This window comes from Streptomyces virginiae (assembly GCF_040638905.1).
Classification (GTDB): Bacteria; Actinomycetota; Actinomycetes; order Streptomycetales; family Streptomycetaceae; genus Streptomyces; species Streptomyces virginiae_B.
In genome coordinates this window covers 473,907-493,929 of sequence record NZ_JBEZYV010000002.1, presented here as the reverse complement: position 1 = coordinate 493,929, position 20,023 = coordinate 473,907, and the positions used below count along the sequence as shown (strand labels likewise).

Genomic DNA, 20,023 nt, shown 5'->3' with positions numbered 1-20,023 from the left:
CATGAGCCATGACCGGGCGGGCGACGGCCCCGCGACGCCCACGCAGGAAGCGGGGCTCAAGGCCAACGCGATCGGGTTCCTCGACGCGCTCGTCATCGGCCTGAACTCGACCTCGCCCGCCTACTCCCTGGCCGCCGTCCTCGGGCCGATCGTGGCCCTGGTCGGGATCTACGCACCGGGCGTGATGCTGGCCTCCTTCGTGCCGATGCTGCTCATCGCCGCCGCCTTCTACTACCTCAACAAGGTCGACCAGGACTGCGGCACGACCTTCTCCTGGGTCACCCGGGCCATGGGCCCCTGGGCGGGCTGGCTCGGAGGCTGGGCGATCGCCATGACGGGCGTGCTGGTCATCGGCTCGCTCGCGGACGTCGCCGTCAACTTCGGGCTGCTCGCCTTCGGCCTGGACGACTGGGCCGCCAACGCCTGGATCCGGCAGGGCCTCACCGTCGCCGTGATCCTGGCCATGACCGCGATCTGCGTCATCGGCACCGAGCTGTCCGCCCACCTCCAGGACATCCTCATCCTCGCGCAGGTCTTCTTCCTCCTGGCCTTCGCGGTGGTCGCCATCTACCGCGTCTACGCCGGCACCAGCACCCTCGAGGAGATCGAGCCGTCCATCAGCTGGCTCAACCCCTTCGGTGCCGGCGGCGCCGCCCTCACCGGCGGACTGCTGCTCGGCGTGTTCATGTACTGGGGCTGGGAATCCGCGGTCAACCTCACCGAAGAGGTCGAGAACTCCGCCACCGCACCCGGCCGGGCCGGGATCTGGTCGACGGTGATCCTCCTGGTCACCTACCTGTCCGTGGGCTTCGCGGTCGTCGGCTACGCCGGCACCGTCTTCCTCGCCGAGAACGCGGGCGAGGAAGAGGCCATCTTCGCCGTGCTCGCCCACGAGGTCATGGGCGGCTGGGACTGGATGGTGCTCCTCGCCGTCTGCACCTCCGCACTCGCCTCCACGCAGACCACGATCATCCCCGCCTCCCGCACCGCCCTGTCCATGGCCCGCCGACACGCCCTGCCACCGCACCTCGCCCACATCCATCCTCGGTTCAGGACCCCGGACGTCAGCACGTGGTGGGTGGCCGGCATCGCGATCGGCTGGTACCTGATCGTCAACCAGATCAGCGAGAACGCGCTCCTGGACTCGCTCACCGCGCTGTCCCTGCTCATCGCCTTCTACTACGCGCTCACCGGCCTGGCCTGCGCCGTCTACTACCGCCGCCACCTGCTGGAGGGCCCGCACAACCTCCTGCTCATCGGCGTCGGCCCGGTGGTCGGCGCCGGCCTGCTGATCTGGTTGCTGGTCGAGTCGATCGGCGACATGTCGAACCCGGAAAACTCGGCGAGCGGCGCCTCCTGGTTCGGGCTCGGCCCGCCGCTGGTCATCGGAATCGCGATCGCCCTCGTCGGCGTGCTCGTCATGTGCTTCTGGCGGGTCCGCGACGGCCGGTTCTGGCAGGAGCGCCGGGGAGTGGTCGACCCGGCCCTCGTCCACGCCGGGAAGCGCTGAGGAGGCAGGAGGCCCGATGTCCGTGGTCCTTGGATACGACGAGTCGCCCGGCGCGGAACGCGCCCTGTCCGTCGCGCTGGAGGTGGCCACCGCCTTCGGAGAGCCGCTCGTCCTCGTCTACGGAGCCGCCGCCCCGGGCAGCACCGGCGAGGAGTACCGGGCCCACCGCGAAGCCGTCCGCCAGGCGGGCCGCAGCGCCCTCGCCCACGCCGTGGAGGAGGCCGACGCCGCCGGTGTCCCCTCGACGGTCGAGGTCGTCGACGAGAAGCCGGCCCAGGCCCTGCTCGACGCCGCCGAACGCCACAGTGCCCGGGTCATCATCGTCGGCAGCTGGGGCGACAGCCCGATGCGCGGCGCCCTGCTCGGCTCCACCCCGCACAAGCTCCTGCACCTCTCGCCGGTCCCCGTGCTCTGCGTACCGACCGAGGGTCCGCCGCCACGCTGAAACCCGCAGGCCGTGGAGGGGTCCACGCCCCTACGATGCTCCGATGACGGAACTCCAGCGGCTCCGAGCCGACCACGCCCCGGCCCTGCTCGCGTTCGAACGTGCCAACCGCGCCTACTTCGCGGAGTCGGTGCCCGACCGCACGGACGCGTACTTCGCCGACTTCGACGCCCGCCACGACGAACTCCTCGCCGGGCAGGCCGCCGGCCGTGACCACCTGCACCTGATCATCGGCGGGGACGGGGAGGTGCTGGGACGGGTGAACCTGATCGACGTCGAGGACGGCTCCGCCGAACTGGGCTTCCGCGTCGCGAAGGACGCGGCCGGCCGGGGCCTGGCCACCAGCGCCGTCCGGCAGGTCCTGGTGCTCGCGGCGGACACGTACGGGCTGCGGACCCTGCGCGCCGCCGCGACCGTCGACAACACCGGATCACGCACGGTCCTGCAGCGCACCGGGTTCCTGCCGGCGGGGGAGACCGTACTGGACGGCCGCCCGGCGGTCCGCTACGTACGGGACCTGACCGAGGAAAGGCAGCGGCCGGCGGGTACCTGAACAACCGTCAGGCATCCGCCGGCCGGGACCGGTCGTCAGGGGCGGGACAGCGCGTTCTCGGACGGGGACGGGGCCACCTCCGGCGCGGTCGCCCCGTCCTGCCCGGCCGCCTCCGTGGCGCGCAGCCGGGTCAGTGCCGGGCTGGTGATCGCCGTCGTCACCAGCGCCATCAGTACGAGCATGGTGAACAACTGTGGCCCGATCACGCCCAGTTCGAGACCGACGTTGAGCACCACCAGCTCGGTCAGCCCCCGGCAGTTCATCAGGGCGCCGATCGACAGGGCCTCCCGCCACGGTCTTCCGCTCGCGCGTGCCGCTCCCGTGGCGCCGCCCCATTTGCCGAGGAAGGCGACCGCCAGGATGGCGGCCGTCCACAGCCACAGCTCGGGCGAGGCCGTCAGGCCCCCGATGTCGGTGCGCAGCCCCGTGTGCACGAAGAACAGCGGCAGCAGCACGGGCACCGTGAAGGCGCGCAGCCGGGCCGCCGCCACCTCGATGCGCCCCCCGGCGCGCGGGGTGACCACCCCGAACAGGAACGCGCCGAACAGCGCGTGCACGCCGATCCGGTCGGTGGCCAGCGCGGACAGGCTCAGCCCGCTGAAGAGCGCCACCAGGACCATCGCGTCCCCGGCCCGGTCGGCGCGGGCCGCCCAGCGGGCCAGCAGCGGCCGCACCGCGTACAGCATGACCAGGGTGAAGGCCACGGCGAGGCCGGCCGTGGTGGCCGCCTCCATCGGGGATCCGGCCGAGGAGAGGGCCACCACCAGCGCCAGCAGGCACCACGCGACGACGTCGTCCACGGCCGCGCAGGCCATGGCGAGCGCTCCGAGCGGGGTTGCGTACAGGCCCCGGTCGATGAGTATCCGGGCCAGTACGGGGAAGGCCGTGATGCTCATGGCGACGGCCATGAACAGGGTGAACGGCATCCGGCCCACGCCGTCCGGGGCGAAACCGTCGTACATCGCGATCGCGAGGAGCGCGCCCAGGGCCAGTGGCAGGAGCATTCCGGCCTGGCTCACGGCGACCGCGACGCGGGTGTGACCGCGCAGGTTCTTCAGGTCGAGCTCCAGGCCGACCAGGAACATGAAGGCGAGCAGGCCGAGTTGGCCGAGCACCGAGGTGTACGGCAGGACGGACGCGGGGAACAGCGCGTGCTGGGCCTGGGGCCAGATCCACCCCAGCAGGGACGGGCCCAGCAGGATGCCGGTGGCGATCTCGCCCACCACCGGGGGCTGGCCCAAGCGACGGCAGACCGCGGCTCCCACCTGGCAGGCGAGGATCACCACCGGAACGGCGACCAGCAGTGCGGGCAGCGGGTCAACGGACGACACGGGTGCCTCCTTCGGGGGCGCCGGGACGCAGAGCGGCGGACGGGACGAGGTGCGGGGCCGGCGGCGGGACCGAGGCCGCCTGCGACCACTGGGCGTAGCGGCGCAGGCCGTACAGCAGGGGCTGCGGGTCCTCCCGTACGGTCACCCGGCGGACCTCGGCGAAGACGGCCGTGTGGTCGCCGAACCCGACGGTCCTGACCACGGCGCAGTCCGCCACGGCGTGCGCGTCCGCCGTCAGGTGCGGGCCGCCCGCCCCCAGCGGCAGCCGCCACTCGATCCGCTCGAAGCGGTCGGGCGCGCCCGAGGCGAACAGGTCGGAGGCACCGCGAGCCCGCTCGTGCAGCAGGTTCAGGGCGAAGGCCCCTTGCCGGAGCACCACCGCGAGCGTCGGGCTCGCCGCCCGTACGCACACCACGACCGTGGGCGGTTCGAGTGCGACGCTCGCGACGGAGCTGCAGGTCAGGCCATGGGGCCCGCTGTCCGGGTCCAGGGTGGTGACGATGGACACCCCGGTGGGGAAGGCAGCCATGAAGGGCCGGAGGTCCGCGCGGCGGTTTCTGGCCGACTCGTCCGGCGCGGCGGGATGGGGCGCGGAGCGGTGGGGCATGTCTGACTCCTGAGGTGGCTGGAAGCGACAACGGCCCGGCCGCCGGCGGAGTGCCGTGCTGCCGGGCCGCAGTCGCGGAGGGCCTTACGCGCCGTGCAGTTGGCGCAGGTAGTCGTAGGCGCTGGGGAGGGTCTCCAGCAGGTTCTGCTGCTGGCGCTTGACGGTGTCGAAGAGCGGTTCGGCGCCGGCCACCGACTCGGGCCGGTGCGCGAGGGTGGGCAGCGGGGCGTCCGGCTCCAGACCGAGGCCGGCGAAGATGCAGTAGTAGCTGCCGTTGGTCCAGAAGTTGCGGAACTCCGCCTCGAAGTTGCCGTAGTACGTGGACTCGTCGGTGATCGGGGAGTTGATGGGCAGGCCGGCCTTGTAGGCGGAGATCTTCTGCTTGATGTTGTCGGGGAGGACCAGCTTCTTGTTGGCCTGCCAGAACGGCGTGTCGTTGCGCGGCGCGTAGAAGAAGTGCGCCTGGATGAAGTCGCGGGTGTCGTCGAACATCACCTCGATCTCGTGGTTGAAGCTGTTGACCAGGCCCTCGTTGAAGGTCTTGTCCGGGAAGTGCTTGGCCAGCTGGTAGATCGCGGCCGTGATGAAGTAGATGCCGGTCGACTCCAGCGGCTCCAGGAAGCAGGACGACAGGCCGATGCTGACCACATTCTTCACCCACGCGCGGCGGTTGCGGCCGACACGGAAGCGAATGTGGTTGAACTTCGTCTCCTCCACGTCCAGGCCCCACATGTCCGCGAACTCGCGGGTGGCGGTGTCCTGGTCGGTGAACTTGCTGGAGTACACGTAGCCGGTGCCGAAGCGGCCCAGCATGGGGATCTTCCAGGCCCAGCCGGAGGACATGGCGATCGCCGAGGTGTACGGCTCCACGCCGTTCGACTCGTCGTCGTGCGGGACGGCCGTCGCGACCGCGCTGTCGCACAGCAGGTGGTCGCTCATGTCGATGAAGGGCTCCTGCATCGCCTGGTTGATCAGCAGCCCGCGGAAGCCGGAGCAGTCCACGAACAGGTCGGCGTCCAGGGCCAGTCCGCCCTTGGTGTGCAGCGTCGTCACGTACCCGCGGGAGTCCTGCTCGACCCGGACCATCTCGTCCTGGACGTGGTTCACGCCCTGCTTCTCGGTGGCGAAGCGGCGCAGGAAGTCAGCCACCAGCTGGGCGTCGAAGTGCCAGGCGTACCGGGTGGCCGGACGGCCGTCGAGCCAGCGCGGGGCCTTCATCGCGTCCATCACGGGAGGCTCGCGGAAGCAGGCGTAGTCGAACGGCTCGGTGGTGCGGCCCTCGTACTTGCGCTTGAACCAGTAGTGCGACAGCGGCGTCTGGTCGTAGTCCGGGAGGAGACCGAAGGGGTGGTAGAAGTGGTCCGGACCGCCGCCCGGCAGTTCCCGGGCGGTCGACTCGCCCTGTCCGTCGGTCCGCCAATTCACGAAGCGCACGGCCATCTTGAAGCTGGCGTTGCACTCCCGCATCCACTCGTCCTCGGCGATCCCCAGGTAGTCGAAGAAGGAACGCTGGAGATTGGGGACGGTGGCCTCGCCGACCCCGATGCGCGGGATCGTCGGCGCTTCGAGCACGGTGATGTCGACCGTTCCCTGCAGCGCCTTGCCGAGATACGCGGCCGTCATCCAGCCGGCCGTGCCGCCTCCCAGGATGACGACCTTCTGAAGCCGGGTGTCGGTGCTGGTCATGAAACAGCCCTCATTTCGGAGTCGGCGGTTCGGGTGGTCGTGCTCATCAGTGTCGAAAAGCGCCCTATCACCGCTCTACACCGAAAGGATCCAGCCGTTGTAGGCCCGTTGTAGGCCCCCCGAACACACTCGTCCCGCAGGCACAGCGGCAGGCGGACGACGACCGGGAGGACGCGATGACCACCGCAGCGACCGAGACAGCGGGGCCGGCAGTACGCGTCCGCTTCCTGGGCGATTTCGAGCTGACCGTGAACGGGACGCCCGTACGGCGCTGGAGGGCCGGCAAGGCCCGCGGCCTCTTCCAGTACCTCGTCGTCCACCGCGGCCAGATGCTCACCCGCGACCGGCTCTACGCCTCCCTGTGGCCGGGCACCGACAGCAGCGCGGGCAGCTCGCTCAAGGTCGCCGCCCACGCACTGCGCCGGGTGCTGGACGCCCACCCCGACCGCCCCGGGGACTCCGGGATCCAGCTGGTCTACCGCGACTTCGGCTACGTCCTCAACGTCACCGGACTGTGGTCCGACCTCGACCGCTTCCAGGAACTCGTACACGCCGGGCTGCGGGCAGCCACCGCCGGCGACACCGCGCTCGCCCGGACGCGGCTGCGGGCGGCGATCGCCCTCTACGGCGGCGAGTTCCTGCGCGGCGAGAGCGCCGACTGGGTCGTCGAACAGCGCGAATACCTCAGGGCGCTGGTCCTGCGGGCCCTGGGCGTGCTGCGCGCCGACGCCGAGGACCGCGAGGACTTCGTGGAGCTGATCGAACTCTGCAAGCGCACGCTGGAGATCGACCGCCACCACGAGGAGACCTACCGGGCGCTGATGGCCGCGCACGGCCGACGCGGCGAACTGGCCTGCGTACGGCGCTGGTACGAGCTGTGCGCCCGCCGGATGCGCGACGAACTTGCCGTGGCGCCCGGCCACGAGACCCAGCGGCTGCTGCGCGCCCTGATCCCGGGCGCCGCCCGCGCCGCCGCACCCGGGCCCGCGCCCGCCTCCGTCGGCGGCGCCCCCGCCGCGGTCCGCGCCCTGCGGCCCGCCGGGCGCCAGCCCGGAACACCCGCGTGGAGCGCTGAGGTCCGTACCACCGCCCTGGCCCGGCCCGTACGCAGGGCCAGGCCCGACAACCGGGCCCCGGCCGTCCTGGCCCGCACCGCCGACCCTGCGACCGCGTGACCGACACCGCTGTTCAGCGAGCCCGTGAATACCGCGACCGAGTGAGGACTCCACCGTGACCGTGCTGACCGTGCCGACCGTGCCGCAGGGCTCCAGACCGCCTGGCGACGACCCGAACGCGGCCCCCCTGCCGCCGCGTTACACCGACCAGTGGATCGGCGGCGCGTGGGTCGCCTCCGAAGCGGACGGCCGCCTCGTCGTGACCGACCCCGCCACCGAGCGCGCCCTGGCCACCGTCCCCGCCGGTACCGCCCGGGACGCCGACCTCGCGGCGCGTGCCGCAGCGGCCGCCTTCGAAGGCTGGGCCGCCACCCCGCTGCGCGAACGGACCGCCCTGCTGCGCAGGGTCGTCGAGGCCATGGAGGTACGGGCCGACCGCTTCGCCGAGATCATCACCGCCGAGGTGGGCGCGCCCGCCCGAATGGCCCGGCACACCCACGTCGGGCTCTCCCTCGGCATGGCCGCGCACTGCGTCGAGACCGCCGCCTCCTACGCCTTCGAGCAGCGGGTGGGCCACTCGCTCGTCGTGCGCGAGGCCGCCGGGGTCGCCGCCTGCATCACCCCGTGGAACACCCCGCTGCTGCTCACCGTGCAGAAGATCCTCCCGGCGCTGGCGGCCGGCTGCACCGTCGTGCACAAGCCGAGCGAGATCACCCCGCTGCACGCCCGGCTGCTCGCCGAGGCCGTCGCCGAGGCGGACCTGCCGCCCGGCGTCTTCAACATGGTCGTCGGCACCGGCGACTCCATAGGCACGGCCCTGGTCACCCACCCGCTGGTCGACGTGGTCTCCCTGACCGGTTCCACCCGGGCCGGCCGCCAGGTCTGCGCCCTCGGCGCCGACCGCCTCAAGCGCGTCCACCTCGAACTCGGCGGCAAGAACGCCGGCCTCGTCCTCGACGACGCGGACCTGGCCCCGGCCGTGGCCGCCACCGTCGACCAGATGCTCTTCAACACCGGCCAGACCTGCCTGCAGTGGAGCAGGCTGCTGGTGCCGCGCGAGCGACAGGACGAGGCCGTGGAGCTCGCCGGCCGGGCCATGGACGGCTACGTCACCGGCGACCCGCGCGATCCGGCGACCGACCTCGGCCCGCTGGTGTCCGCGGCCGCGCACGCCCGGGTCACCGCATACATCCGCCGCGGCGTCGAGGAGGGCGGCGCCCGCCTGGTCCGCGGCGGCCCCGGCCGGCCCGCCGGCCTGGACACCGGCTACTACGTCCGGCCGACGGTCTTCGCCGACGTCGACCCGCTCACCACGATCGCCCAGGAGGAGATCTTCGGACCGGTGCTGTCCGTCATCCCCTACGACGACGAGGAGCAAGCGGTCCGGATCGTCAACGGCACCCGCTACGGGCTGCACGGCGCGGTCTGGTCCGGCGACGACGCCCGCGCCCAGCGGATGGCGCGCCGCTTCCGCTCCGGCCTGGTCGACGTCAACGGCGGCCAGTTCAACCCGGCCGCGCCGTTCGGCGGGTTCAAGCAGTCCGGGATCGGGCGCGAGTGCGGCACGGCCGGACTGGAGGCCTTCCTGGAGACCAAGTCGATGCAGCTCCCGCAGGGCACGGGGGGCCAGGTGGTCGGCCCGCGGCTGCGGGCCACCGAGGCCGCCCGCCCCGCGGACACCGAGAGGAACGACGGATGACCGAGCCCCATGCCGGGGCGGCCGGGGCGAGCGCCCCGGGCGCGCTCCCGCCGCTGTTCGCCCGCCTGGAACGGTGGACCCGCGAACAGCCGAACGAGACCGCGGTCAAGGCCGCGGACGGCAACCTCACCTACGCGGCGCTGACCGCCCGCACCGCCCGGTACGCCGCCGCCCTCGCCCGCGCCGGAGTCGGCCCGGAGACCCCGGTCGCGCTCCTGCTGGGCCGGTCCCGGGAGAGCGTGCCCGCCCTGCTCGCCGTCTGGAGCCTGGGCGGGACGGCCGTACCGCTGGACCCGGGGCATCCCGTCGAGCGCCTCGGCGGGGTACTGCGCGACGCCGGCGCGGCCGTCCTGGTCGCCCCCGCAGTGCCCGCCGGCCTGGAGGCCGGCGGCATCGGCCTCCTGACCCCCCGCGAGGTCCGCCGCGGCGCCCCCGGCGCACTCGCGGTGTCCCCGCCCGCCCCCGACGGCTGCGCCTACCTCATCTACACCTCCGGAACCACCGGCCGCCCCAAGGGCGTCGAGGTCACCTACCGCGGCCTGGACACCTTCGTCGAGGCCCTCCGCGGACTCGGCCTGCCCCCCGGCGGACTCGGACTCAACGCCGTCTCGCCCGCCTTCGACGGCTGGCTCTGGTGCACCCTGCTCTACCTCGTCCACGGCCAGGGGGTGGCCCTCACCGACCTCTCCCTCGACGGACTGCGCCAGGCCGCCGCGGAGGGCCGCGAGCCGCTGCCCGCCGGACTGCGCACGGTCTCCCTCACACCATCGCTGCTCGCCGCCCACGGCGCGGGCCTCGACGCCGCCGAGGTGGTAGTCGTCGCCGGGGAGGCCTGCCCCGCCGCACTGGCCGAGCGGTTCGCCCGGGGCCGCCGGCTGCTCAACGTGTACGGGCCGACGGAGGTGACCATCGCCGCCACCTGGGCCGACAGCCGACGAGGGGACGACGTGACCAGCATCGGACGCCCGCTGCCCGGCTACCGGGCGTACGTGCTGGACGAGGAGCTGCGGCCGGTGCCCGCGGGCACCGAGGGCGAGCTCTACCTCGGCGGGCCCGCCGTCGCCCGCGGCTACCGGGGCCGCCCAGGACTCACCGCCAGCCGCTTCCTGCCCGACCCCTTCCAGGGAGGCGGCACCCGCATGTACCGCACCGGCGACGTGGTGATCCGCCGCGACGGCGGCGAACTGGAGTACCGGGGCCGCCGGGACGACCAGGTGAAGATCCGCGGCCACCGCATCGAACTCGGCGAGGTGGAGCGCGTCGCCGCCGAACTCCCCGAGGTCGTCGCCGCCGCCTGCTGCCCGCTGGCCCCCGGGCAGAACCTCGGCCTCGCCGTCGTCGCGGCACCCGGCGTGGCCGACCCGGCGGGGCTCGCCACCCGGGTCGTGGAGCGCTGCCGCAAGCAGCTGCCCGCGGCAGCGGTCCCGGGCACGGTGCGGGTACTGGACCGGATCCCGACCCTGGCGACCGGCAAGGCCGACCGCGCGGCGCTGGCCCGGGCCCTGGCGGAGCCGGAACGCGGCGACGGACCGGGCGCCGCCGGCGCCGCGGTGAGCCCGAGCGAGCGCATCGTGATGACCGTGTGGGCCGAGGTGCTCGGCAGCGAGGTCACCGGCCCCGAGGCGGACTTCTTCGATCTGGGCGGCCACTCCCTGGCCGCCGCCCGCGCGGTGTCGGAGCTGCGCCGCGCCACCGGCCTGCGCGTCGGCCTCGGTGCGCTGCTGGCCCGGCCGACGGTCGCCGACGTCGCCGCCGAGATCGACCGGCTCGCGGCCGAACAGGGCGGGGCCGACACCGACGCGGCCGACGCCGCCGAAGGGGCGTAGGCCATGGGCACCTGGATCTCCACCTGGACGGCGGACCCCGCCGACCCGGCCCTTCCCGTACTGCTGTGCCTGCCCCCCGCCGGGGCGGGATGCCAGCAGTTCCGCGCCTGGCAGCCCGCGCTGGAGGGCACCGCGCAGGTGTACGGCGTACAGCTGCCGGGCCGGGAGAACCGCTGGCGGGAGCCCATGCCGGACACCTTCGAGGAGGCCGTCGAGGCCATCGCGGCCGAACTGGTGTCCACCGTCGGGAACCGGCCGTTGATCGTCTTCGGGCACAGCTTCGGCGGCCTCCTCGGCTACGAGGTCTCGCGCCGGGTCACCCCGCGCGCCCTGGTGGTCAGCGGCTGCCGGGCGCCCGGCCACTGGACCGGAGCCGGCCGCGGCATCGTCGACGACGGGGAGGAGCTCGACAAGCTCTTCGACACCGCCGACCTCGATCCCCGACTGCTCGACGAGGACACCCGCGCCCTGATGGTCGGGATGCTTCGCAAGGACGCCCAGCTGTCCCTGAGCTACGTCCACCGGCCGGGCGTCCTGCTCTCCGTGCCCGTGCACGCCTGGGGGGCCGACGGCGACGAGACCGTCAGCACGGCCGACCTGGACGGCTGGGCGGCGGTCACCACCGCCGGCTTCTCCCGGCACACCACCACCGGCGGCCACCACGCCGTACTGCGCCGCCCCCAGCCCGTACTGGACCACCTGAGCGCCCTGTTGCGGGGCGAGGGCGCGCCCCTCTCCCCGACCGCCTGACAGCCCGCCCGCACCCATCGGCCCGAGCCCGGAGGACACCGTGCCCACCACCCACCAGGTCCTCGTGAACCACGAGGGGCAGTACGCGCTGTACCCCGCCACGCGCGAGACGCCCGACGGCTGGACGCCGGCCGGCTTCGACGGCACCGAGGACGAATGCGCCGCCTTCGTCGACGCCCACTGGCCCGACACCCGCCCGCTCAGCCTGCGAGGAGCCTGAGATGGAGATCGACCTGCTCGACCCGGGCCCCTTCGGCCGCAACGACTTCTGGCCGACCTTCACCTGGCTGCGCGCCAACTCGCCCGTCCACTGGCACCCCGAGCCCGGCAGCGAGGACGGCGGCTTCTGGGCGCTGAGCCGGCACCGCGACATCATGAAGGTCTACGCCGACAGCGACACCTTCACATCCGGCCGCGGGATGCGGCTGGGCAGCGACCCGGCCGCCGTCGCCGCGGTCGCCCAGCGCATGCTCATCGTCTCCGACGTCCCGCACCACACCCGCCTCAAGCGGGCCCTCGGACAGGCCTTCGGCCCGCAGCAGATGCCGCGCCTGGAGGCCCTCGTCGAGAAGGTCGTCGGCGAACTGGTCACCGAGGCCGCCGAACGCGACGAACTGGACTTCATCGACCTCGCCAAACAGCTGCCCAACCGGGTGGTCTGCGCGATCCTGGGCATCCCGCGCGCCGACTGGGCCTGGATCGGCGCCCTGACCACCGACGCCTTCGACTCCCCGGACGAAGCGGTGCGCAGCAGCGCCCACTCGGAGATCTTCCTCTACTTCATCGAGCTGCTCGCCGAACGCCGGGCCCGCCCCGGCGAGGACCTGGTCAGCCAGATCGCCCACGACACCCTCGTGGACGAGGGCGACGGCAGCGAACGGCCGCTCAGCGACCACGAGATCGTCTTCAACCTCAACGGCGTCCTGTCCGGGGCCAACGAGACCACCCGCTACTCGGCGGCCGGCGCGGTCCACATGTTCGCCGAGCACCCCGACCAGTGGCGGCTGCTGCGCGGCCTCGGCCAGGACGGCATCGCCCCCGCCGTCGAGGAGATCCTGCGCTGGACCACGCCCGGGGTGCACGCCCTGCGCACCGCCGCCCACGACACCGAGATCAACGGGATCCCCGTCGCAGCCGGCGCCCGCGTCACGCTGTGGAACGTCTCGGCCAACCGGGACGAGGACGTCTTCGCCGACCCGCACTCCTTCCGGGTCGACCGCCGCCCCAACCGGCACGTCGCCTTCGGGCACGGCCGCCACCTCTGCCTCGGCGCCCGCCTCGCCCGCTTCGAACTCGGCGCCCTGCTCACCGAGATGCTCGCCGTACTGGACGGGTTCGAACTGACCGGCCCGGCCACCTTCAACTCGTCCAACTTCACCTGGGGGATCAACAGTCTCCCCGTGCGGCTGCTGCGCAGCCGAGCCTTCGCGAAGTAAGAAAGGGCCCGTACTGTGACCACCGCACTCGTCGACTTCAACCGTTCGGACGCCGCGTTCCCCACGACCGGGTACCCGGAACTCCTCGCCGGACAGGCCGCCCGCACCCCCACGGCCACCGCCCTCGCGCAGGGCGGCCGCACCTGGACCTACGCCGAACTGGAGGCCGCCACCAACCGCCTGGCGCACGCCCTGATCGCCCGCGGAGCCGCGCCCGGTACCCGGATCGGGCTCTGCTACCCGCGCAGCGCCGAATACGTCCTCGGCTCCCTGGCCATCCTCAAGACCGGCGCCGCGATCGTCGCCCTCGACCCGGTCAACCCCGACGACCGGCTCGCCGCGATGATCGCCGACGCGGATCCGCTGCTCGTGCTCACCCCGGCCGAACTCGGCCGCCGGATACCCGAGGACGTCCCGCGGGACGAGGTCGCCACCGCCGGAAAGGGCATGCCGGACACGGCGCCCGCATCCGTCACCGGACCCGACACCGTCAGCCACCTCATCTACACCTCAGGCTCCACCGGCACCCCCAAGGCCGTCCTGGAACGGCACGGCGCGCTGACCAACCTCGTCCACTGGACCACCCGCGCCTACGGGGTCCGCCCCGGCGACCGCGCCTCCTGGATGTCCACCCCCGGTTTCGCCGTCCAGATCATGGAGTGGCTCGCCTACCTGCCGGCCGGCGCCGCGATCCACATCCCCGAGGCGGGCCAGGCGCAGACCCCCGAGCAGATCCGCGACTGGCTGGTCGGCGAGGGCATCACCCACACCATGCTGGTGGCGGCGCTGGCCGAGCCCGCGTGGGGCCTGGACTGGCCCGCGGACACGGCGCTGCGGATCCTGGTGACCACGGCCGAGCGCGTCCACAGCTGGCCGCCCGTCGACACCCCCTTCCGCGTGGTGATGACCTACGGCACCACCGAGACCACCAACGTCCTGTCCTGCCTCGACCTCGGCGCCGGCACCGACTTCACCAGCCAGGCCACCCCCGAGGAGATCCGCGCCACCCGCCAGGTCCCGGTCGGCGTGCCCATCGCCAACCTCCGCGTCCACCTCCTGGACGAGGACGGCCGCCCGGTCCCCGAGGGGGAGGTCGGCCGGCTGCACGTCTCCGGAGCCGGGGTCGCCGCCGGCTACCACGGCCGCCCCGAACTCACCGCAGCCAAGTTCCACCCCAACTTCCTCCCCGACGACCCGCACCCGGTGCTCTACGACACCGGAGACCTCGCCCGCCGCCGCGAGGACGGCGCCGTCGAGCTCCTCGGCCGGTCCGACTCCCAGGTCAAGATCCGCGGCTTCCGCGTCGAGCTCGGCGAGGTCGAGACGCACATCGCACGCCTCGACGGCATCGCCGAGGCCGTCGTCGCCACCCAGGAACGCGGCCCCGGCGACAAGCGGCTCATCGCCTACGTCTCCCCGGCCGGCGAGGCCGAACCCGACTCGGCCGCCGTGCGCGCCGAAGTCGCCCGCACCCTGCCCTACTACATGGTCCCCGCGGCCGTCGTCGTGCTGCCCTCCCTCCCGCGGCTGCCCAACGGCAAGGTCGACCGGCGCAGCCTGCCCGAACCCCCGGAGGGCCGCGACGGCGTCGGCGCCGGCTACGAGGCACCGCGCAACGAGGTCGAGGACGGGCTGAGCCGCCTGTGGGCCGAGGCGTTCCGCACCGACGGCGTCGGCATCCACGACAACTTCTTCGAGCTGGGCGGACACTCGCTGCTGGCCTTCCAGCTCATCGACGAGATCCGCCGCCGCTACGGCGTCGAGCTGAGCCTCTCCGACCTGTCCACCTGCCCCACCGTCGCCGAGCTCGCCACCCTGGTCACCACCGAACGCGCCGGCGGCCGCGGCTCCTTCGGCGGCCTTCCCGCGATCGTCCCCGACCCGGCCGCACGGTTCGAGCCGTTCCCGCTGACCGAGAGCCAGCAGGCGCTGTGGATCGGCCGCGGCGGACTCGTCGAACTCGGCAACGTCGGCTGCCACGGCTACTTCGAGTGGGAGAGCGAGAAGCTCGACGTACCCCGCTTCGAGAGGGCCTGGCGCCGACTGGTCGAACGCCACGACGCACTGCGCACCCGTGTCCTGCCCGACGGCACCCAGCAGGTCTTCGAGGAGATCCCGGCCTACGAGATCCCCGTCACCGACTTCGGCGGCCAGGGCGAGGAGACCCGCACGGCCGAACTGGCCGCCCTGCGCGAGCGGCTGTCCCACCAGGTCCTCGACGCCGACGCCTGGCCGCTGTTCGACGTCCGGATCAGCCTGCTCGGCGGCGGCCGGGCCCGGATCCACCTCTCGCTCGACTTCCTCGTCGCCGACGCCTGGAGCTACTTCCAGGTCCTCATCCCCGACCTGGTCACCTACTACGTGGAACCGGACGCCGAACTCGCACCGCTGGAGCTGACCTTCCGCGACTACGTGCTCGCCGTCGGCAATTCGCTGCGCGACAGCGAGATCTACCGGCGCTCCGAGTGGTACTGGCGCGACCGCCTCGCCACCCTCCCGCCCGCCCCCGAGCTGCCGCAGCGCCCGGCCGACGCCCCCGAACTGCCGGTCCGCTTCGAGCGGCGCAGCCACGTCGTCTCCCCGGAGCTGTGGACCCGGATCCAGGAGCGGGCACACGCCCGCGAGGTGACCCCCTCCGGGGTGCTGGCCGCCGCCTACGCCGAGATCCTCGGGAAGGCCTCCGGCCAGGCCCGGTTCACCATCAACTTCCCGCTCTTCAACCGGCTCCCGCTGCACCCGCAGGTCAACGCGCTGCTCGCCGACACCACCACCACCCTGCTGCTCGCCGTCGAACAGCAGGACTCCACCTTCGCCGGGCGCGCCCAGGGCGTCCAACGCCGCCTCTGGGCCGACCTGGAACACCGCTACTTCAGCGGGGTGCAGGTCCTGCGCGAGCTCACCAAGCTGCGCGGCTCCCTCGCCCCGGCCATGCCCGTGGTCATGACCAGCCTGGCCGGCCACCCGCCGCAGTACGAGGAGACCGAACTGGGCGCCCCGGTCTACGGGATCTCCCAGACCCCGCAGGTCTCCCTGGACTTCCAGGTCTTCGAGAAGCCCGAAGGACTCACCTTCAACTGGGACTTCCTGCCCGCCGTCTACCCCGACGGGCTCATCGACTCCATGTTCGAAGAGTTCACGGCGCTGCTGGAGGCCCTCGGCGAGGACGAGGTCTGGGAGCGGTACTCCCCGCCGCCCGGCGAGGAGGTCCTGGACGGGGGCCAGGCGCAGGAGCGCGACACCGGCGACGCCTGGGAGCGCTACTGGGCCGGGATCCGGCGCACCGGCCGCGGCGGCGACGTCATCTGGGACGCCGACAGCGGCGAGGAGTTCCAGTGGCTCCTCGACCAGGCGCAGCGCCACTTCCGCGCCGACCTGCCGCTCATCGACCTCGGCTGCGGCAACGGCCGCTACAGCCGGGAACTCGCCCCGCACTACCCGTCGGTCATCGGCGTCGACGTCTCCGCCAGCGCCATCGACCACGCCAAGCGCGAGGCCGAGGGCGTGGCGAACGTCGACTACCTGGCGATCGACATGACCGACGCCGAACAGGCCGCGGTCCTGGGGGAGGGGCCCTACAACATCTTCGTCCGCGGTGTCTTCCACGTCCTGGACACCGAGGCCCGGGCCCGGCTCGCCGCGGTCGCCGACCGGCTGCTGGGCGAGGAGGGAACGCTGATCGTGCACGAGCCCGACTACTCCAGCAACTCCTTCGGCTACCTGGGCTTCGTGGGCGGCAAGCGCGGCCGCGCCGAGGACCTGGTCGGCCCGCTGGAGGCGGCCGGCGTCCGTCACTCGCACCGTTTCACCCGGCCCGAACTGGCCGAGGCGTTCGGCGCCGAGGGCTGGGAGATCGTCGAGGACGAGGCGATAGAACTGCACGCCATCGACCCCCAGTCGGACTCCGACGCCCTGCGGCTGCCCGGCTACTACGCGGTGCTGCGCCGCAGGCGCTGATGGCCGGTCTCGCACTGGCCGGGCCGACCGGAGCGGTGCTGGCGGCGGCCGGCGACGTACGGGAGCTGCTGACCCGTACCGAACTGGACCGCGCCGGCGCCCTCCGGTCGGCCGGCGACCGCGACGACTTCCTGGCCGCGCACGCACTGGTCCGGCTCTGCGCCGGGCGGCTCCTGGGCCGCCCGGCGCAGGGCCTCACCGTCGTTCAGAGCTGCGGTTCGTGCGACCGGCCGCACGGCATGCCGCGGCTGGTCGAGGCGCCCGGCACCGGCGTCAGCCTCGCGCACACCCGGGGCTGGGTCGCGGCCGCCGCGGCCGACGGCCCGGTCGGCGTGGACGTGGAGGCCGTCGGCGACGGGGACGTGGACTGGCGGACGGCCTCGTCCGTCTGCACGGAGGAGGAACTGGCCGCCCTGCGGTCGGACACCCACCCGCGGCGCGCCTTCCTGCGCCAGTGGGTACGAAAGGAGTCCCTGGTCAAGGTCGGGGCGGGCACGCTCGACGAGCCCGCCCGCCTCGACGTTCCCGTGTACGGGCAGGAGCCGCCGCGCTGGCACGGCTGGCGGCTGCTGGACTGGGGCGGCGCGGAGGCCGTCGGATGTGTGGCGGCCCGCGAGGAGATGCGGCTGCGGCTGCTCGGCTGAAAGACTGGACAACGTGGAACGACGTACGACCGAACGGCTGCTCAGGGCGCGCGCACAGGCGATCGGGGGCGGGGTCCGGGAGGACTCCGTCGCCGCCGTCCTGGGCCAGGTGCTGGCCGTCCAGGCCCAGGACCTGCCCGCGGCGGAGCTCGGACTGCGGGCGCGGGCCCGCGGGCTGACGCGGGAGGCCGTGCGCCGGGCCACGGACACCGAACGCACCGCCGTGCGCGGCTGGTTCATGCGCGGCACCCTCCAGCTGGTGCCCGCCGCCGACGCCCGCTGGCTGCTGTCCCTCTTCGGGCCCGTCCACCTGGCGCTCGCCGGCCGGCGCCTGCGCGAACTGGGCCTGGACGACTCCCTGTGCGCGCGCTCGGAACAGCTCATCGCCGACGCGATCGCCGCGGAGGGCCCGCTGACCCGCGCCCGGCTCACCGACCGGCTCACCACCCTCGGGGTCGAGCCGAAGGGGCAGTCCGCCTTCCACCTCATCCGCCGCGCCGCCCTCGCCGGCCGCATCTGCCACGGACCGCAGCAGGGCGGCGAGGCCACCTTCGTCCTCCTCGACGACTGGCTGCCCGCCACCGGACCCCTGCCGTACACGGGGGAGGCGGCCGTACGGGAGCTCGCACGCCGCTACCGAGCGGCCCACGGACCCTCCGACGCCCTGGACTTCGTCCACTGGTCGGGGCTGAAGACCACGACGGGCAAGAACGCCTGGGCCGCCGTACGGGACACCGGCCCCGAAGCCCCGCCCGCCCCCGGCGAACCGGACGTACGGCTGCTGCCGGCCTACGACAACTACCTCGTCGGCTACCGCAGCCGGGACCTGTCGGTGCCCGCGGAGCACGAACGCCGCGTGTGGCCCGGCGGCGGACAGATCCGGGCCACCGTGGTCGTCGACGGCCTGGCCGTCGGCACCTGGTCGGGCGGCCGCCGCGGGACGCCGGTCAAGGTCGAACCCTTTCCCGGAACCGAGCCCCCGAGCCCGGCGGTGGCCGCCGGAATCGCCCGCGAGAGCGCCGACATCGCACGCTTCTCCAGCTGAGCTCATCGCATGTCTACAAGCGTTCTATAGTCCCGGAATTCATAACCGGGGTCTAACTCGGGGTCCATAGCGTCAGTGCCGTCCGACAATTCCGTACCCAATCAGAAAAGGGCGTCGACATGGCACTCGGTCGGCATTCCGATTTCAATCGCCTGTGGTTCGGGCAGACCGTCAGCAACTTCGGCGACAAGATCTCCCTTCTGGCACTGCCGACCCTCGCGGTCGTGGTGCTGGACGGCGGAGCCTTGGAGGTCGGCGTGCTCGGCGCGCTGCGCTTCCTCCCCTTCCTGCTGCTCGCCCCGATCGCCGGGCTGGTGGCCGACCGGGTCTCGAGGCGCACCGTCATGATCGTCGCCGACCTGGGCCGCTTCTTGGCCCTGGCCACGATTCCGCTGGCATTCGCGCTCGACTCCGTCAGCATGACCCACCTCTTCATCGTGGCCGGCGTCACCGGCTGCCTCACGACCTTCTTCGAGGTCTCGTACCAGTCGTGGCTGCCCCAGCTCATCGGCACCGAGAACCTCATCGAGGGCAACACCAAACTCCAGATCAGCCGCAGCGTCGCCGAGGCGGTCGGCGCGGGCGCCGGCGGCGCACTCATCCAGCTGCTCGGCGCCGCACGCGCCATCACCGCCGACGCGTTCACCTTCCTCATCTCGCTCATCGCCCTGCTGGTCATCCGCCACCGGGACGTGCGCGAGCGGACCGAGGAGCGGAAGGCCTCCGCGAAGGCGGAGATGAAGGAGGGCATGCGGACCCTCTTCGGCAACCCGGTCCTGCGCGGCCTGTTCACCGCCAACGTCGTGGTCAACCTCGGCGCGGCGATGGGCGACGCCCTCCTGATCGTCTACGCGTACAAGGTGCTGGACCTCAGCCCCGGCCAGGTCGGCGCGGCCTTCGCCGTCATGTCGGTCTTCGTCATCGTCGGCGCGGTGCTCTCCGAGGTCGTCTCCAAGAGCCTCTCGGTGGGCCGCCTCCTGGTCATCACCGCCGTCGTCCTCGGCGCCGGCTACATCCTGGTCCCGACGGGCGGCGCGGTCGGCGGCTTCGTCGGACTGATCGTGGTCCAGGCCGTCATCGGCTTCGTGTCCCCGATGTTCGACATCCACGTCCTCAGCCTCGTGCAGGGTGTCACCCCGAACGAGCAGATGGGACGCGTCAGCGGCACCGCGCTCTCCGCGGTGTACGGCGCCCTGTCCCTCGGCTACTTCGCCGGCGGCGCGCTCGGCGAGGCGATCGGCCTGACCGGCGGCCTCGCGGTGGCCGGAGCCGTCACCATCATCGGCGGCCTGACCCTGCTCAGCGGGCCGGTCGCCAAGATCAAGGAAATGCCCGGCGGGGACGACGCCGCCGAGGAGGGATCTCCGGCCGCGGACGAGACCAGGATCACCGCCTGACGGTCCCGCCCCACGGGAGCGGGTG

At 72.9% G+C, this 20,023-nt stretch carries 16 protein-coding genes; 13 read left to right on the top strand and 3 right to left on the bottom strand.

Annotated elements, in window-relative coordinates:
- Position 1: 1 nt before the first annotated feature.
- The 3 genes from AB0F82_RS05720 to AB0F82_RS05710 are packed head-to-tail and all read left to right on the top strand — an operon-like array spanning position 2 to position 2,508.
- Entirely contained in the window at positions 2 to 1,510 is a 1,509-nt protein-coding gene (locus tag AB0F82_RS05720) for an APC family permease (protein ID WP_362624328.1), read from the top strand.
- A 16-nt stretch (positions 1,511 to 1,526) separates the two neighbouring features.
- Entirely contained in the window at positions 1,527 to 1,955 is a 429-nt protein-coding gene (locus tag AB0F82_RS05715; RefSeq protein WP_356811388.1) for a universal stress protein, read from the top strand.
- Between the two features lie 43 nt (positions 1,956 to 1,998).
- Positions 1,999 to 2,508: a GNAT family N-acetyltransferase gene (locus tag AB0F82_RS05710; RefSeq protein ID WP_356811387.1), complete on the top strand. Its 510-nt coding sequence runs from the start codon at positions 1,999 to 2,001 to the stop codon at positions 2,506 to 2,508.
- A 35-nt stretch (positions 2,509 to 2,543) separates the two neighbouring features.
- On the opposite strand, the gene AB0F82_RS05705 is transcribed toward AB0F82_RS05710, so the two are convergent.
- The 3 genes from AB0F82_RS05705 to AB0F82_RS05695 form a co-directional block, all read right to left on the bottom strand.
- Positions 2,544 to 3,839 carry a cation:proton antiporter domain-containing protein gene (locus tag AB0F82_RS05705; protein ID WP_356811386.1) on the bottom strand — a complete coding sequence of 432 codons (1,296 nt, stop codon included), beginning with the start codon at positions 3,837 to 3,839 and terminating at the stop codon, positions 2,544 to 2,546.
- A complete protein-coding gene (locus AB0F82_RS05700) occupies positions 3,826 to 4,446 on the bottom strand; it encodes a flavin reductase family protein (protein WP_362624325.1) in 621 nt (206 codons plus the stop codon). The genes AB0F82_RS05705 and AB0F82_RS05700 overlap by 14 nt, the downstream gene beginning before the upstream one ends.
- 84 nt (positions 4,447 to 4,530) lie before the next feature.
- Positions 4,531 to 6,132: a tryptophan halogenase family protein gene (locus AB0F82_RS05695; protein WP_356811384.1), complete on the bottom strand. Its 1,602-nt coding sequence runs from the start codon at positions 6,130 to 6,132 to the stop codon at positions 4,531 to 4,533.
- Positions 6,133 to 6,308: 176 nt separating this feature from the next.
- On the opposite strand from AB0F82_RS05695, the gene AB0F82_RS05690 reads away from it, so the two are divergent.
- The 10 genes from AB0F82_RS05690 (at position 6,309) to AB0F82_RS05645 (ending at position 19,998) form a co-directional block, all read left to right on the top strand.
- Positions 6,309 to 7,307 (top strand): AfsR/SARP family transcriptional regulator, encoded by a 999-nt coding sequence (locus AB0F82_RS05690; protein WP_362624323.1) that lies wholly within the window; start codon positions 6,309 to 6,311, stop codon positions 7,305 to 7,307.
- A 127-nt stretch (positions 7,308 to 7,434) separates the two neighbouring features.
- On the top strand, positions 7,435 to 8,946 hold the full coding sequence (locus AB0F82_RS05685; protein ID WP_362624428.1) for an aldehyde dehydrogenase family protein: 1,512 nt from the start codon (positions 7,435 to 7,437) through the stop codon (positions 8,944 to 8,946).
- Positions 8,943 to 10,772: a non-ribosomal peptide synthetase gene (locus tag AB0F82_RS05680; protein WP_362624321.1), complete on the top strand. Its 1,830-nt coding sequence runs from the start codon at positions 8,943 to 8,945 to the stop codon at positions 10,770 to 10,772. Before AB0F82_RS05685 ends, AB0F82_RS05680 begins: the two co-directional genes overlap by 4 nt.
- Before the next feature lie 3 nt (positions 10,773 to 10,775).
- Positions 10,776 to 11,522, top strand: a complete 747-nt coding sequence (locus AB0F82_RS05675; protein ID WP_356811381.1) for a thioesterase II family protein — start codon at positions 10,776 to 10,778, stop codon at positions 11,520 to 11,522.
- 16 nt (positions 11,523 to 11,538) lie between these two features.
- On the top strand, positions 11,539 to 11,742 hold the full coding sequence (locus tag AB0F82_RS05670) for an MbtH family protein (protein ID WP_390076834.1): 204 nt from the start codon (positions 11,539 to 11,541) through the stop codon (positions 11,740 to 11,742).
- A gap of 1 nt (position 11,743) precedes the next feature.
- Positions 11,744 to 12,958, top strand: a complete 1,215-nt coding sequence (locus AB0F82_RS05665; RefSeq protein WP_362624319.1) for a cytochrome P450 — start codon at positions 11,744 to 11,746, stop codon at positions 12,956 to 12,958.
- A 15-nt stretch (positions 12,959 to 12,973) separates the two neighbouring features.
- Positions 12,974 to 16,912: an amino acid adenylation domain-containing protein gene (locus tag AB0F82_RS05660; protein ID WP_362624317.1), complete on the top strand. Its 3,939-nt coding sequence runs from the start codon at positions 12,974 to 12,976 to the stop codon at positions 16,910 to 16,912.
- A complete protein-coding gene (locus AB0F82_RS05655) occupies positions 16,912 to 17,556 on the top strand; it encodes a 4'-phosphopantetheinyl transferase family protein (RefSeq protein WP_362624315.1) in 645 nt (214 codons plus the stop codon). The genes AB0F82_RS05660 and AB0F82_RS05655 overlap by 1 nt, the downstream gene beginning before the upstream one ends.
- Positions 17,557 to 17,569: 13 nt before the next feature.
- A complete protein-coding gene (locus AB0F82_RS05650; protein WP_362624313.1) occupies positions 17,570 to 18,601 on the top strand; it encodes a winged helix DNA-binding domain-containing protein in 1,032 nt (343 codons plus the stop codon).
- A gap of 119 nt (positions 18,602 to 18,720) precedes the next feature.
- On the top strand, positions 18,721 to 19,998 hold the full coding sequence (locus tag AB0F82_RS05645; RefSeq protein WP_356811375.1) for an MFS transporter: 1,278 nt from the start codon (positions 18,721 to 18,723) through the stop codon (positions 19,996 to 19,998).
- The last annotated feature ends 25 nt before the right edge of the window (positions 19,999 to 20,023 follow it).

Excerpts from the sequence above, each read along its gene's own strand:
- AB0F82_RS05720 (WP_362624328.1), top strand. The coding sequence starts at position 2 with ATGAGCCATGACCGGGCGGGCGACGGCCCCGCGACGCCCACGCAGGAA.
- AB0F82_RS05715 (WP_356811388.1), top strand. The coding sequence starts at position 1,527 with ATGTCCGTGGTCCTTGGATACGACGAGTCGCCCGGCGCGGAACGCGCC.
- AB0F82_RS05710 (WP_356811387.1), top strand. The coding sequence starts at position 1,999 with ATGACGGAACTCCAGCGGCTCCGAGCCGACCACGCCCCGGCCCTGCTC.
- AB0F82_RS05700 (WP_362624325.1), bottom strand. The coding sequence starts at position 4,446 with ATGCCCCACCGCTCCGCGCCCCATCCCGCCGCGCCGGACGAGTCGGCC.
- AB0F82_RS05695 (WP_356811384.1), bottom strand. The coding sequence starts at position 6,132 with ATGACCAGCACCGACACCCGGCTTCAGAAGGTCGTCATCCTGGGAGGC.
- AB0F82_RS05690 (WP_362624323.1), top strand. The coding sequence starts at position 6,309 with ATGACCACCGCAGCGACCGAGACAGCGGGGCCGGCAGTACGCGTCCGC.
- AB0F82_RS05680 (WP_362624321.1), top strand. The coding sequence starts at position 8,943 with ATGACCGAGCCCCATGCCGGGGCGGCCGGGGCGAGCGCCCCGGGCGCG.
- AB0F82_RS05675 (WP_356811381.1), top strand. The coding sequence starts at position 10,776 with ATGGGCACCTGGATCTCCACCTGGACGGCGGACCCCGCCGACCCGGCC.
- AB0F82_RS05665 (WP_362624319.1), top strand. The coding sequence starts at position 11,744 with ATGGAGATCGACCTGCTCGACCCGGGCCCCTTCGGCCGCAACGACTTC.
- AB0F82_RS05655 (WP_362624315.1), top strand. The coding sequence starts at position 16,912 with ATGGCCGGTCTCGCACTGGCCGGGCCGACCGGAGCGGTGCTGGCGGCG.
- AB0F82_RS05645 (WP_356811375.1), top strand. The coding sequence starts at position 18,721 with ATGGCACTCGGTCGGCATTCCGATTTCAATCGCCTGTGGTTCGGGCAG.